Genomic DNA, 14234 nt, shown 5'->3' with positions numbered 1-14234 from the left:
TTAATAATTAGCTCTACTGAAGCCTCAACCACCTGAATCTGGCATATGAGCGGTCCTACCACAGTCCTGATCAACGGCGATGTCTTCCTGATACTCTTGTCGGCAGCGGCAATTCGTGCTGCGCGGGCCGTTACCGACGCACGCCAGCAGGCCAATGCCTTGCGCCAGCGCCAGACAGAGCAACATGCCGCTTTGCTGGACCGCCTGCAAAATGCACTTGTTGAGGGGCGCCAGGCATTACAGGAACAGGTGCGCCTTGCAGAGCAAGACTTTGCCCAGTTGCTGGTGCTGGCTGACAAGATAGGTTGCACTGCGCAAGTGACCGCCGTCAGACCTGCCGTGCCTGCAAGTAATGATGAACAAGACATCATCGAATATTGCCGGTCACTGCAATTGCTGATCCATGAAATGCGTCCTGTCTTGTTGCAGGAATCGACCCGACGTGCCGATGCCCTGTTCGACAAAACCGATGTCGACCTGCAGGCAGCCAGCGCCGCAGCCTTGCCACAAGACCGTCTGGCACGTCTGTTGAAACGCCTTGCGCATCTGACGCAATTGCCAGAACACATTGCACAACTGGCGAAAGAGCTGGAAAAATCCTTGCCGGGTGAACGTGCTGATTTGCTTGCCGCTGAGTTGCGCCTGCAAATTCAAGCCCTGCTGGACGCAGAGAAAAAACGCCAGGTCGAAGAAGCCCAGGCCCTGATACTGGAACAGACATTGCAAGACCTGGGTTACCAGGTCGAAGAAGTGACTCATACCCTGTTTGTGGATGGCGGCGTCGTGCATTTCCGTCGTGCCGGTTGGGACAAATACATGGTGCGTATGCGTATGGATGCCAAGACCGGCCAAGCCAATTTCAACGTGGTGCGTGCCGTGAAAGAAGGCGAAAACGAACGCAGCGTACTTGATCATCTGGCCGAAGATCGCTGGTGTAGCGAATTCCCAACCTTGCTGGCTGCACTGGAGATACGCGGCATCCACATGCAGGTCACACGCAGGCTGGAAGCCGGTGAACTGCCCGTGCAACTGGTGCTGGAAGACAAGTTGCCGCAATTTGCCGAAGAAGAACAAGTAGAAAATCAAAGCCGATTACTGTCAAGAAAATTGCCATGAATGTACCCGAAACCCGCTGGCTGCTGGACCTGCAAAGGCTGTTGCCCATACGTTCCCATTTTGTGATTTCCGGTAGCATACGTGACAGTTTTCTGGTCGCACTGGATGCCATTGTCGTCAGCACAATTGACGGCGCTGGCAACAGCAGTGCAGCAACCGCTGTGACCACTACCGCCACCACCAGCGCAACCCTGGTTCCATTGAACCGCGCCTTGTGGGAATCCATGAAGCGCAATGACTATCGATTCTTGCTGTTATATGACCCGGTTGATGGCTTGCGTGTTTATCCTGACGAACCTGCACAACGTGATCTGGCCACGCGTCTGTTTGATTTGAAACTGGCCGATGGCTGCCAGCAAATCAGTCTTGAAAGTCTGAGCAAGCTGATGAAAAAGCTGAGTGCGGAACGGGAAGCCCGCTGCGCGCTGGTGCTCGATTTTGCCTCGCGCATTCCGCGTAAGGCAGAACAGTTGAGCGATCCAGAACATCGTTTCTTTGTCGCTGCCGAAAAAATTTCCCTGACTGCCAGTGCAATAGTGCCGCGCGAGACGGGTGGCGCACCGCAATACAATCCAGTGCTGTGGCTGGTGAACCGGGCGCAGGATTTACCTTCCTGGTTTACGCTGGACAGTGACCGCGTCGCCAGTCTGGTCATCAGCAAGCCAGACTTTGAAATGCGCCAGGCGGCAGCTCTGCAACTGGCACCGTTGTTTCTCGGTTATGACAAGGCAGACGCCGCTGTCCGCACCCAGTTTGTCAAAAGTTTTACCGAAGGCACAGAAGGCATGTCCCTGTCTGCCCTGTCGGATATCACTGTTTTGGCAGACCGGCAAAAACTCGGTATCGCCGACATAGAAGATGCTGTGCGCTGTTATAAGGTTGGAGCGCTGGATAACCCATGGCGCAAGGATTATTTGCGCAAAAAAATCCGTGATGCCCATGTATTTATTGACGAACGTGTCAAGGGGCAGCATCCGGCAGTCGTCAAGACCCTGGATATTCTGAAGCGTTCTGTCATGAGCCTGACCGGTGCACAGGCGCGTTCGGGTGGTAGCCGTCCACGTGGCGTGCTGTTTTTTGCTGGCCCCACAGGTGTAGGTAAAACCGAGCTGGCGAAAACCCTGACGCAACTGGTGTTTGGTGACGAACGTGCCTATCTGCGTTTTGACATGAGCGAATTCGCCGAAGAACATACCAGCGCCCGATTGCTGGGCGCACCGCCGGGCTATGTTGGCTTTGATGCCGGTGGCGAGCTGACCAACGCCGTGCGGCAAAAACCATTTTCCGTGGTCTTGTTTGATGAAATTGAAAAAGCCCATCCGCGCATACTCGATAAATTCTTGCAGATACTTGAAGATGGTCGCCTGACTGACGGGCGTGGTGACACCGCCTATTTTTCTGAAACCATACTGATATTTACCTCGAACCTTGGTATTTATGTGGAAGACGCACAGGGCCAGCGCAACCAGAATGTGAAGCCCGGTGACAGTTACGAGACGGTGGAATTAAAGGTGCGTGAAGCCATAGGCAATTACTTCAAATTCAAGTTGTCACGGCCAGAATTATTGAATCGCATCGGTGATAATATTGTTGTCTTCAATTTTATCTCTGCCGAAGTCGCAGCCAAGATTTTTGATGGCATGTTGCGCAATGTGGCGCGACGCCTGCAAGAAGAATTAAACCTGCAACTGGCTATGCCCGCCAGCGTGCGGGACGATCTGCTGCTGCGTTGTACGCGGGATTTGAGCAATGGCGGACGTGGAGTCGGTAACCAGCTGGAATCAAACTTCATCAACCCGCTGTCACGCGCCCTGTTTGAGCAAGAGCTGGAAGGCAAGCAGCGTGTCGTCATCACGGGTATCAGCGAAGCCGATAAAGTCATCAGCCTGAGCCTGCAATTAGCATGAAGATTGCCATCAATAAAGCGCACTTTCCGGTCACCGTACTGGGGCCGGGACGACGCATAGGAATCTGGCTGCAAGGCTGTAGCATAGGCTGCAAGGGTTGTGTGTCACAAGATACCTGGGCCACAGATTCTGGCAAGGAAATGACCGTCGCCAGCTTGCTCACATGGTGTCGTGAAGTTAGCGCCGGACAGATTGATGGCATCACCATTTCCGGTGGCGAACCGTTTGACCAGCCGCAGGCGTTGCATGCCTTGCTGGATGGCTTGCAGCAATGGCGTAGCAGCACGGGCCAGGATTTTGACATTCTGTGCTACAGCGGTTATCCACTGGCAACGCTACAAAAAAAGCCGGCTGCCATATTGCAAAAACTTGATGCCCTGATCCCCGAACCCTTTATCGACAACAAGCCCCTGACCCAGGCATGGCGCGGTTCATCCAACCAGCCACTGGTGTTGTTGTCAGACCGGGGCAGGGCGCGCATGCAGGCCTATGTTGACGCACCTGTTGATGAACACGACAAGCGGATACAAACCATGATAGATGGCCAGCGCGTCTGGTATGTAGGCATACCCGCGCGTGGCGACATGCAGGCACTGGAACAGCGCTGTGCCGAACGTGGCCTGAAACTGGATAGTGTCAGTTGGAGGCCCTGAGTGAATCCAGTCTATGTACGTCGCTGTCCTGCATGTGAAACCGAGAATGCGCCAGAAGTCATGCGCTGCGCATGTGGCACCTTGCTGTCCGGCATAGATTTGATGGAGAAAAAATCTGCACCTGTGGAGGTCATTGTTGCACAGACCACTTCAGAAACAACAAAACCGGCACAAGCATCTGTTGATCTGATCTGCGGCTATGAAGATTGCGCACAAAGCAATCCACCCGGCAGCATGCAATGCCTGTATTGCAACCGGCCACTGATAGCGACACCAGACAAACCAAACACTCAAAGCGCACAAAACCTGGCAAAGCCAGCCGATGGCGGGCAAATCCAAAGCCTCGTCACCTTGCCTGTTGCCCTGCGTGACCGTTACCAGATAGTGCGCCCTTTGCCTACCCAGGGCGCAGAGGCAGAACTCTTGCTGGTACAAGAACGGGTCAGCGATTTGCTGCATGTGGCAAAAATTTATCGTCACGGTGTCTACGCCAAATCAGAGGTCAGGGAAAGACTGAAAGCTATCCCACCCGAGCACTGTGTGGTTGTACTGGAAGCCGGCGTGTCCGAAGGCCATACGTATGAACTCATGGAATATTGCGAGCTGGGCTCATTGCGGCAACTCGCACAAAAGGGCAAGCCCACACCCGCCGTGCTGGAAAGCATAGTACGTGAGCTGGCGACGGCGGTTGCCAGCGTGCATGCGGTGGGCTTGATCCATCGTGATCTGAAGCCAGAAAATATCCTGATACGCACGCAAGAACCGCTGGACCTGATACTCACTGACTTTGGTATTTCATCCGTGCTGGATGCAACCCAAAGGCTGACTGGCATGGCGCGTACCTTGCCCTATGCCTCGCCAGAAAGCCTGTCCGGCATGATCGATGTCAAGGCTGATTACTGGGCGCTGGGCATGATCTTGCTGGAACTGGCGCTGGGCCAGCATCCATTTGCCGGCTTGTCTGAAGCAGTCATCCTGCATCACCTGACCACGCGCGAAATCGAATTGCAGATGGTGATGGACCCTTATCTGCGCAAGCTCTTGCGTGGCCTGCTGTTGCGTGATCCCAAGGCCAGGTGGGATGAATCACAAATCCTGCGCTGGCTGGCGCGTGACCGCAGCCTGCCTGATGCGGTGGAAACCATTGCCATGGGCGGCTTTCGCGAGCCTTATCACATAGGCCGCGATATCTGTCATTCCAAAGAGCAACTGGCTGTAGCACTGGCCCGTAACTGGGACGATGGCGTCAGGGATATCTCGAATGCACAATTGCTGGCCTGGTTTCGCGATGTGCAAAAAGACCAGAATGCAGTACGGGTCTTGCTGGCCTTGCGCGAAGAAAAAAAACTCTCGGTTGACGTGCAGTTGCTGCGCCTGATTTTGCATCTGGCCCCCGGCATACCACCGGTGTGGCGTGGCGAAACCATAGAATTGCCCGGTATTCTGACCTATGCCAACAAGTCGCTGAAGGGTGATGAAGAAGCGGGCAAATGGCTACACCAGATTTATTCATATGGTGTGCTGGAAGCCTATGCCGATGCAGGCAACAAGGAAGTCGCCAGCATCGTGCAGAAATGGCAGGCTTGTTGCAGGCAAATTCAGCATGCCTGGCAGGAAGCCCACAAGCTGATGAAAGAACATGCCAGCAAGCACTTGCCAGGCGAATATTCCAACATAGACAAACTCTTGTTCGGTCTGGAAACCAATGACAATGCCCCGCTATCCAAGCTGCATGCGCGTGTGCTGGCCCTGGCTTATGATGAACGCTGGCCTGAACGCCTGCGCAAGCGCCTGATCGTCGCCTATGCCGGCATGCAGGCATATTGCCCGTGGCTAACGGTGTTGGGGGATATCGAACAGATGCCGGTAGCATCGCTGCTGGTGCTGGAAATCATGTTGCCGGATGCGCAGAAAGCGGTGGAGCGGCAACAAAAGGCCGAAGCCTGGCAGCGTACCGCTGATCAGGAAGAAGCGCAGGCCATACGCCAGGAAGTGCAGGCCAGCATCAGGGCACTGCGGTCTGCTGCCACTGGCAACCTGTGGGCAGATTCGGCAGCCGCTGACTTGCGGGTGGCGATTGATCACTATTATGAATTGCTGGAAAGGTTGCGTGCTTCTTCCAGTACAGAAGCACCGTGGCTCGAAGCAAAAAAAGCTGCTACCCGGGCGGAACGCAACATTGCGAAACTGAGCTTACTGGTAGATACTTTGACGGTAAGGCGGGTTGAAAACGAGGGCTGGACTGGTACTGAAATGCAAGTATTGATTGCTATTGCAGCGATAGGCATCCCCATATTTTTCCGTTTTAGGAATGTGTATTGGATGCTGGCGGTATTCGTCGCACTTGCCGCCTGGCGGTTTTTGCCGAATTATCTGCTTATGCAAAAGATCCGCACCCTGGGTGAACAACTTTAAATGCGAAGGTAAGCATATGTCCGCCATCTTTCAAAAACTCAATCTGAAGACACAAAGCGAAATCCTGGTATTGCAGGCACCAGCATCCTTCGAGCCGGAGATTGCCGCCCTGACTGATGTCAAGGTGCTCAGGAACCTGTTATCCGTCAAGCAGTGTGAATTTGCTCTGGCCTTTGTCAGCAAGCAAAAAGAGCTGGACGAGCTGTCGCACAAGCTCAGCAAACTTGCCAAAGGTGATGCTCTGTTATGGTTTGCCTATCCCAAGAAGACCTCCAAACGCTATCAATGCGAATTCAACCGCGATACCGGCTGGGATGTCTTGCGTGCCGCCGGTTTTGATTCTGTACGCATGGTGGCCATTGATGAAGACTGGTCAGCGCTGCGCTTTCGCCGCGTGGAGTATATCAAGGCCTGAGTCGTTCTTGCGACGTACCCTGGCCTTGTAAGTTATTAAAATAATAAAAGCACCGCTTTGGGACGAAGATCGGCAAACTGCCTATACTAGCAACTGAGTAGCAACTGAGCGCTGCGTGAAAGCAGCTGGAAGCTTGTCATGGGCAGAGAGCTATCACTTGTAGCCGCCCCCCAGCCTGGTACCCCCGAATTGGCGTGCCCGATTAGGCGCTCATATTTTTGAGTGAGGATAGTCAACATCATGTTGTACATATAGATGTCAGCGCCACGGATGCTAACCTCGCCGTATAAGAAATTCATTCTGGAGCATTCATGTCTGACCCCATCCGTTTTTATTTCCAGGGCCACATCCAGCAGGTCGAGGATGCGGCACCGACGCGCACGCTGTTGCAGCATTTGCGCGAAGACCGCCATTGCACCGGCACCAAGGAAGGTTGCGCCGAAGGGGATTGCGGTGCCTGTACTGTTATCGTCGGTGAATTGAAACAGGGCAAGCTGGAATTGCAGTCCGTCAATTCCTGCATACAGTTCTTGCCCACGCTGGATGGCAAGGCTGTGTTTACAGTTGAAGACCTGCAACAAAAAAATGGGGATCTGCATCCCGTACAGCAAGCCCTGGTCGAATGCCATGGCTCACAATGCGGCTTTTGCACGCCCGGGTTTGCCATGTCACTGTGGAGCCTGTACCTGAAAAAAGAAGGTGATGCGACACCACCATGCCGCAAGGAAATCGATGAAACCCTGTCTGGCAATCTCTGTCGTTGCACCGGTTACCGGCCCATCATTGATGCAGCCAAACGCATGGGTGAATTGCCCGCAGCTGAATTTGATCGTGCCGCCGTCATCAGCGGCCTGCAAGGCTTGCAGCGCGGCGAGATGTTCACCTACAGCGCAGATGGCCAGACTTTCTATGCACCGCGCACGCTGCAACAACTGGCGCAGGTGCGGGCAGACCAGCCACAGGCAACCATACTCGCCGGTTCCACGGATGTTGGCCTGTGGGTCACCAAGCAAATGCGCGACCTCGGTAATATCATTTACGTGCGTGAAGTGGACGAGCTACAGCACATCAGGGAAGTGGATGGCAAGCTGGAAATAGGTGCTGCCGTGTCGCTGAATGATGCCTATGGCGCAGTCTGCCAGCATTACCCGCATGAACTGACCGAGATGTGGCAGCGTTTTGCCTCGCAACCCATACGCAATACAGGCACTCTGGGTGGCAGTGTCGCCAATGGTTCGCCGATTGGTGATTCAGCACCGTGGATGATCGCCCTGGGATCAGAAATTGTCTTGCGCAGTGTGCATGGCAAGCGTGTACTTTTGCTGGAAAATTTTTACCTCGATTATATGAAAAAGGATATGCAGTCAGGCGAGTTTGTCGAAGCCGTGCGTATTCCCCTGCCAAAAGGCGGGCAGCAATTCCGCACTTATAAACTGGCGAAACGTTATGACCAGGATATCTCTGCCGTCTGCGCTGCCTTTGCCATCACCCTGGATGGCGACATCGTGCGCAATGCGCATATCGCGTTTGGTGGCATGGCTGCGACATCACGCCGTGCGCCGCTGGCGGAAGCGGCACTGAATGGGCAAGTCTGGAATGAAGCCACCCTGAAGCAGGCCATGGCCTTGCTGGCACAGGATTACACACCGCTGACCGATATGCGCGCCAGCAATACCTATCGCATGCAGACGGCACAAAATCTCTTGCGCCGCTTCTGGCTGGAAACCAGGACCACGGCCCCGTTGACATTGCAGGCCGTGAACGTGTTTGCATCTGTCACTGAATAAACGATAAGCTCAGGAGAAAACATGAATACCCAAACTGAAGCTTTTTTGACAGATAAAAACCAGGTACAGGCGGACGCAAGCTGGGCCGAAGTCGGCAAATCACACCCGCATGAATCGGCAGTTTTACATGTGCTGGGCGAAGCGCGTTACACCGATGACATCCCTGAATTGCAGGGCACCTTGCATGCGGCTTTGGGTTTATCCAGCAAGGCGCATGCAAACATCCTGTCCATGAATTTTGATGCAGTTAAAAGTGCACGTGGCGTGGTGGCGGTATACACCGCCAAAGATATTCCCGGCACCAATGATTGCGGCCCCATCATTCATGATGACCCGATTTTGTCTGCGGGTCTGGTGGAATATGTAGGCCAGCCCATCTTCGTCGTCGTCGCTGATACCCATGACAACGCCCGCCGGGCTGTACGCAAGGCCGAGATTGTCTACGAAGAATTGCCAGCAATACTGACACCGCAAGAAGCCAAACAAGCCCAGTCTTTCGTCGTGCCGCCCATGCATTTACTGCGAGGTGATGCGCAGGCAGCGTTTGAGCGATCGGCACACCGTGTTAAAGGTGAATTGTATGTGGGTGGGCAAGAACAGTTTTATCTCGAAGGCCAGATTTCTTACGCCATCCCCAAAGAAGACAGAGGCATGCTGGTCTTGTGTTCTACCCAGCACCCCAGCGAAATGCAACACGTGGTTGCCCATGCTTTAGGTGTGCACAGCCATAACATCGTGGTTGAATGCCGTCGCATGGGTGGTGGTTTTGGTGGTAAGGAATCACAGTCTGCATTGTGGGCAGCGGCGGCGGCCATTTCTGCCGCCCACCTGAAACGTCCGGTCAAACTGCGTGCCGACCGTGATGACGACATGATGGTCACCGGCAAGCGCCATTGCTTCCACTATGAATATGAAGTCGGTCATGATGATGAGGGCCGCATCATTGCCGCCAAAGTCGAGATGGTGTCGCGTGCCGGTTTCTCTGCTGATCTGTCGGCCCCGGTGGCAACACGTGCTGTCTGCCATTTCGACAATACCTACTACCTTGGGGATGTTGATATCCGCGCCCTATGCGGCAAGACCAATACCCAGTCGAATACCGCTTTCCGTGGTTTTGGCGGCCCGCAAGGTGCGATTGCAATTGAATACATCATTGATGAAATCGCCCGCAACCTGAATAAGGATGCACTCGATATCCGCAAAATCAATTTCTATGGCTGCAACGATGCCGAAGGCCGCAATATCACCCAGTATGGCCAGAAAGTCGTTGATAACATCATCCACGACCTCGTGGCTGATCTGGAAACCAGCAGCGATTATCAGCAACGCCGCGCCGCCATCAAAGCCTTCAATGCCGATAGCCCGGTATTGAAGAAAGGTCTGGCGTTTACACCGGTGAAGTTTGGCATTGCCTTCAACGTCACCCATCTGAACCAGGCAGGTGCGCTGGTGCATATTTATACCGATGGCTCGGTACTGGTGAATCACGGTGGTTGTGAAATGGGGCAGGGCGTAAATACCAAGGTGTGCCAGGTGGTGGCGCATGAACTGGGCCTGAACCTTGACAAGGTACGTGCTACCGCCACCGATACCAGTAAGGTCGCCAATACTTCGGCTACCGCAGCCTCCACCGGTGCCGACCTGAACGGCAAGGCGGCACAAAATGCCGCACACACACTGCGCCAGCGCCTGGCTGAATTTGCGGTAAAGACCTATGGCGGTGAATTAGCCGAGGTGCGCTTTGCAGCGGGTCTGGTCAGCGTCAATGGTTTGGATATCCCGTTTGAAGCACTGGTGCAAAAAGCTTACCTGGCCAGGGTGCAATTGTGGTCCGATGGTTTTTATGCGACACCTGGCCTGCATTGGGACCCCAAAACCATGAGCGGCAACCCTTTTTCTTATTTCGCCTATGGTGCCTCGGTGTCTGAAGTCATTGTCGATACCCTGACCGGCGAATGGAAACTCTTGCGTGCCGATGCCCTGTACGATGCTGGCAATTCGCTCAATCCGGCGATTGATATTGGCCAGGTTGAAGGTGCCTTCATCCAGGGCATGGGTTGGCTGACGACCGAAGAATTATGGTGGAACAAGGGTGGCAAGCTGATGACACACGCACCTTCGACTTACAAGATACCGGCAATATCGGACTGCCCTGAGGATTTTCGCGTCAGTTTGTACAAAAATAGCAATGTGCAGGACAGCATACACAGGTCCAAGGCGGTGGGCGAGCCACCCTTATTGCTGCCATTTTCAGTGTTTTTTGCAATTCGGGATGCGATTGCCAGCGTGGGGGATTATCGTTACAATCCCCCACTGAATGCCCCAGCGACCAGCGAAGCGATTTTGTCGGCCATCAATGCAGTAGAAAACCTGGCTGCTACCTCTACTGCCCGTACTGCCCCTTGATCAAATATGTGGACCTGTCATGAAGCTTTGGTTAAACGCTATCGTCAGCCAACCGGCACCAAAGATATTGGTGACGGTTGCTACGGTATTGGGCTCTGGCCCGCGTGAACCGGGTGCCAAGATGCTGGTCACGGCGAGCAAATTATTCGACACTATTGGTGGTGGTCATCTCGAAATGAAGGCGATAGAAATCGCCCGTAACATGCTGTCCATGCCAGAATCAGAACTTGCCGCACAACGCAGGCGTGAACGCTTCCCGCTTGGCCCCAGCCTGGGTCAGTGCTGTGGTGGCGTCGTGCATCTGGTGTTTGAACGCGTGCAGTCAGATGCTGTGACCTTCTATCACTTGAACCAGCGTTGGCGCATGGGCCAGGACAGCTGGCGCCTGCTGGCGCTGGATAGTGCACGGGCCCCGACTTTGTGCGGTGCTGATGGTACACATCTTCATGGTCCTGCCTGGCCTGCTGCACTGCCCATTCAGATCGACATGCAAAATCCTTGTCAGGTGCTGACAGATACAGCCGGGCGGCGCTGGTTGCTTGAGGCTTGTCTGGCTTACCCCGCTCACCTGATGTTGTTTGGTGCCGGTCATGTTGGTGCTGCCATCGTGCGCGCCCTGGCTGATTTACCTTGCCGCATTACCTGGGTGGATGAACGTGAAGACATGTTTCCAACCGTGTTGGCGGAAAATGTCGCAGTGGAAGCTACAGATAGTCCAGAAGCACTGATTGATACTGCAGCACCAGCCACATCTTTTCTGGTGATGACACATAGTCATACACTTGACCAGAAATTGTCCGAACATATTTTGCGGCGTCATGATGTGTGCTGGTTTGGCCTCATTGGTTCACAAACCAAGCGCGTGCAGTTTGAGCGCCGTCTGCTGGAACGCGGTATACCAGCCATGCGCCTGAATGACATGGTGTGCCCCATAGGCTTGCCCGGTATCAATGGCAAACAACCGGCCGTGATTGCGGCTTCTGTGGTTGCCCAACTCTTGCAGGTATGGGAAGAGCATGAACTTCACCAGCAGAAAGAACTTGCACGTGTGCTTGCCAGGATAGCGACGCAGACAATTCAGCAGTCTGTAGCAAATGCAGAAAAACAGGTTTTAGATGCATGCCACTCGCTGGCTAAGCGTTAACGTTTCGCGGTTAGCGCTTAGCACCCAGCTTCAACAAATGCGAATGTATTGCTGGACTGAGTAAAGCAATAGCTCGGTCCGGTTTGCTTGCGCCCGCAAGACAGACTTTCACGAAAGACCCTAGTATGACTGCCATTTCATCAGGCAATATGAACAAAACTGGCCTGCAGGCTTACCGCGCCAGTGTGCTGCATTTCAAACACGATCCGGCTTTTCATGACCAGGCGTATGCCTGGCATGAGGATGGCCTGTTAATCGTGAATGAGGGAAAAATTCAGGCCGCTGGTGACTATGCACAATTGCATACCAGCCTGCCAGAAGGGACCGAAGTTATTGATTACCGTGGCAAGCTCATCGTCCCAGGTTTTATCGATACCCATATCCACTATCCGCAAACCGATATGATTGCGTCACCGGCACCGGGTTTGCTGCCCTGGCTGGAGACGTATACCTTTCCGACTGAGCGTCAGTTTGCTGATATCAATCACAGCGCCGATGTGGCACGCTTCTTTATTGATGAGCTGCTGCGCTGTGGCACCACTACAGCCATGGTGTATTGCACCGTGCATCCAGAATCTGTCGAAGCCTTCTTTGCCGAAAGCGAAGCCCGCAATCTGCGCATGGTGGCGGGCAAGGTCTTGATGGACAGAAACTGCCCCGAATTTTTGCGCGATACTGCAGAAGGTGGCATACGTGACAGCGAAACACTGATCAAGAAATGGCATAAGCGTGGTCGCCAGTTGTATGCGATCACGCCGCGTTTTGCCCCAACATCCAGCGATGCACAAATGCAACTGGCCGGTGAACTGGCGCAAGCCTACCCCGACACATTCTTGCAAACCCATGTGGCAGAAAATACCGATGAAGTGGCCTGGGCCAAAGCGCTTTACCCCAAGGCACGCAGTTACCTGGATGTGTATGACCAGTTCGGCATGCTGCGCCCACGCGCCATGTATGGGCACTGTATCTGGCTTGATGATGCAGATCGTGCCCGCATGGCAGAAACGCAATCAGCAGTGGCCCTGTGCCCGACTTCCAATCTCTTTCTGGGCAGTGGCTTGTTTAATTTCGAACGCGCCGATGCCCAGCAGGTCAGCCTGTCACTGGCAACGGATGTTGGCGGTGGTACCTCATTTTCCATACTGTGCACCATGAATGAAGCCTACAAAGTGGCACGTCTTGGCGGTACCTATCTGCCTGCTTTGCGCATGTTTTATCTGGCGACACTGGGCGGTGCCCGCAGCATGCAACTGGAAGGCACGATAGGCAATTTCGTCAATGGAGCCGAAGCCGATTTCATCGTCCTCGACCCGCAAGCCACCCCCTTGCTGGCACGTCGTACCAGTCACACAGAAAGCCTGGACGAATTATTGTTTGCGCTGGCTCTGCTGGGCGACGACCGCACTGTATTGGCAACCTATGCCGCAGGCAAATGCGTACATCAACGGCTGGCGTGAAATTCTGTCGCAACTGACTTATGATGCTGGCTGCTTCATCAATTTGAACCGCCCGTATTTTCATAAGGACACATCATGCCTACCATCAATGTACAAATGTTTGAAGGCCGCACGCTGGAACAAAAGCGTGCCTTTGTCAAAGCCGTGACGGAAGCCAGTTGCCAGACGCTGGGTTGTTCAGCGGAGGCGGTGGATATTATTATCCAGGAAGTCAGGCGGGAGGATTGGGCGTCAGGCGGGACTTTGTGGTCTGATAAGAAGTAAAAGATGTTTTCTTTCCCCTGAACTAACGCGCTTTTTTTTGAGTAACAGTATCCATATTGACGTCGCTCCTGCGAAGGCAGGAGCCCAGCGGCGTTTGTTGTATGCCGTACTTTGATTAAAAGATTGCTCTTCGTAGAACCAAGCCGGGTCTCGGCCCGGCGGCCGAATTCCTTTCTTTGCTTCGCCAAAGAAAGGAATCAAAGAAAGGCGACCGCAGACTCGCCCTACGGGTGCTTACGCTGCGCTTCAGTATAATTTGTGCGTCACAAAAAATGGGAAGATCCGAAACTCGCTACCCTTGCAGGGCGCACAATCGCTTGCAAGCGATTGTGCGCCCTGCAAGGGTAGCGAGTTTCGAAGCTTTCCCATTTTTTGTCCCGCATAAACGGGGACCCCGAAGGGGCAGCGACGCCGCGGGCGCCTTCTTTGGCTTACTTTTCTTTGCAAGAAAAGAAAAGTGAGTAGCTGTCGGGCTACCCCCGACCTGCAATCGTAACTCGACGAGTGAACGTATTTTAAAACGTGAGGATAATGCTGCGTTGAGTCAAACAAGCGATATGCAACAAGCACCACTAGGTTTTAGTTTTCGTTAGAGCGACTGTTGATATGATGGTACTTTAAGCGTAACAACGATCACGTGATCGCTGCTGCACAGCTGAACCCCATCCCC

10 protein-coding genes are annotated in these 14234 nt (G+C 53.8%); all 10 read left to right on the top strand.

Annotation, left to right across the window (positions count from 1 at the left end; all coding sequences use genetic code 11):
• The first annotated feature begins 45 nt into the window (after window positions 1-45).
• The 10 genes from AC1RVX_RS02190 to AC1RVX_RS02145 all read left to right on the top strand — a co-directional run bounded on the left by AC1RVX_RS02190 (window position 46) and on the right by AC1RVX_RS02145 (window position 13564).
• A complete protein-coding gene (locus AC1RVX_RS02190; protein ID WP_493214932.1) occupies window positions 46-1116 on the top strand; it encodes a hypothetical protein in 1071 nt (356 codons plus the stop codon).
• Window positions 1113-3023 carry an AAA family ATPase gene (locus AC1RVX_RS02185; RefSeq protein ID WP_493214931.1) on the top strand — a complete coding sequence of 637 codons (1911 nt, stop codon included), beginning with the start codon at window positions 1113-1115 and terminating at the stop codon, window positions 3021-3023. The genes AC1RVX_RS02190 and AC1RVX_RS02185 overlap by 4 nt, the downstream gene beginning before the upstream one ends.
• Window positions 3020-3676 carry a 4Fe-4S single cluster domain-containing protein gene (locus AC1RVX_RS02180; RefSeq protein WP_493214930.1) on the top strand — a complete coding sequence of 219 codons (657 nt, stop codon included), beginning with the start codon at window positions 3020-3022 and terminating at the stop codon, window positions 3674-3676. Before AC1RVX_RS02185 ends, AC1RVX_RS02180 begins: the two co-directional genes overlap by 4 nt.
• The gene (locus AC1RVX_RS02175) at window positions 3677-6091 is read left to right on the top strand and encodes a protein kinase domain-containing protein (RefSeq protein ID WP_493214929.1); all 2415 of its coding nucleotides are present in this window, start codon (window positions 3677-3679) and stop codon (window positions 6089-6091) included.
• A gap of 16 nt (window positions 6092-6107) precedes the next feature.
• Window positions 6108-6506 carry a hypothetical protein gene (locus AC1RVX_RS02170; RefSeq protein ID WP_493214928.1) on the top strand — a complete coding sequence of 133 codons (399 nt, stop codon included), beginning with the start codon at window positions 6108-6110 and terminating at the stop codon, window positions 6504-6506.
• Between the two features lie 311 nt (window positions 6507-6817).
• Window positions 6818-8293, top strand: coding sequence for a xanthine dehydrogenase small subunit (gene xdhA / locus AC1RVX_RS02165; protein WP_493214927.1), 1476 nt, complete (start codon window positions 6818-6820; stop codon window positions 8291-8293).
• Between the two features lie 21 nt (window positions 8294-8314).
• Window positions 8315-10699 (top strand): xanthine dehydrogenase molybdopterin binding subunit, encoded by a 2385-nt coding sequence (gene xdhB / locus AC1RVX_RS02160; protein ID WP_493214926.1) that lies wholly within the window; start codon window positions 8315-8317, stop codon window positions 10697-10699.
• Window positions 10700-10718: 19 nt separating this feature from the next.
• Window positions 10719-11843 carry a xanthine dehydrogenase accessory protein XdhC gene (gene xdhC / locus AC1RVX_RS02155; RefSeq protein ID WP_493214925.1) on the top strand — a complete coding sequence of 375 codons (1125 nt, stop codon included), beginning with the start codon at window positions 10719-10721 and terminating at the stop codon, window positions 11841-11843.
• A gap of 125 nt (window positions 11844-11968) precedes the next feature.
• Window positions 11969-13300 (top strand): guanine deaminase, encoded by a 1332-nt coding sequence (gene guaD, locus AC1RVX_RS02150; protein WP_493214924.1) that lies wholly within the window; start codon window positions 11969-11971, stop codon window positions 13298-13300.
• A 75-nt stretch (window positions 13301-13375) separates the two neighbouring features.
• On the top strand, window positions 13376-13564 hold the full coding sequence (locus tag AC1RVX_RS02145; protein WP_493214923.1) for a 4-oxalocrotonate tautomerase: 189 nt from the start codon (window positions 13376-13378) through the stop codon (window positions 13562-13564).
• Window positions 13565-14234 lie beyond the last annotated feature (670 nt).

Source organism: Undibacterium sp. GW821-FHT11B02, assembly GCF_058808955.1.
This window is presented reverse-complemented; position numbering and strand designations above follow the sequence as displayed.

What these genes read in the sequence shown, in the direction of transcription:
- AC1RVX_RS02185 (WP_493214931.1), top strand. Translation starts at nt 1,113, where the DNA reads ATGAATGTACCCGAAACCCGCTGGCTGCTGGACCTGCAAAGGCTGTTG.
- guaD (WP_493214924.1), top strand. Translation starts at nt 11,969, where the DNA reads ATGACTGCCATTTCATCAGGCAATATGAACAAAACTGGCCTGCAGGCT.
- AC1RVX_RS02170 (WP_493214928.1), top strand. Translation starts at nt 6,108, where the DNA reads ATGTCCGCCATCTTTCAAAAACTCAATCTGAAGACACAAAGCGAAATC.
- xdhB (WP_493214926.1), top strand. Translation starts at nt 8,315, where the DNA reads ATGAATACCCAAACTGAAGCTTTTTTGACAGATAAAAACCAGGTACAG.
- AC1RVX_RS02180 (WP_493214930.1), top strand. Translation starts at nt 3,020, where the DNA reads ATGAAGATTGCCATCAATAAAGCGCACTTTCCGGTCACCGTACTGGGG.
- xdhA (WP_493214927.1), top strand. Translation starts at nt 6,818, where the DNA reads ATGTCTGACCCCATCCGTTTTTATTTCCAGGGCCACATCCAGCAGGTC.
- AC1RVX_RS02145 (WP_493214923.1), top strand. Translation starts at nt 13,376, where the DNA reads ATGCCTACCATCAATGTACAAATGTTTGAAGGCCGCACGCTGGAACAA.
- AC1RVX_RS02190 (WP_493214932.1), top strand. Translation starts at nt 46, where the DNA reads ATGAGCGGTCCTACCACAGTCCTGATCAACGGCGATGTCTTCCTGATA.
- xdhC (WP_493214925.1), top strand. Translation starts at nt 10,719, where the DNA reads ATGAAGCTTTGGTTAAACGCTATCGTCAGCCAACCGGCACCAAAGATA.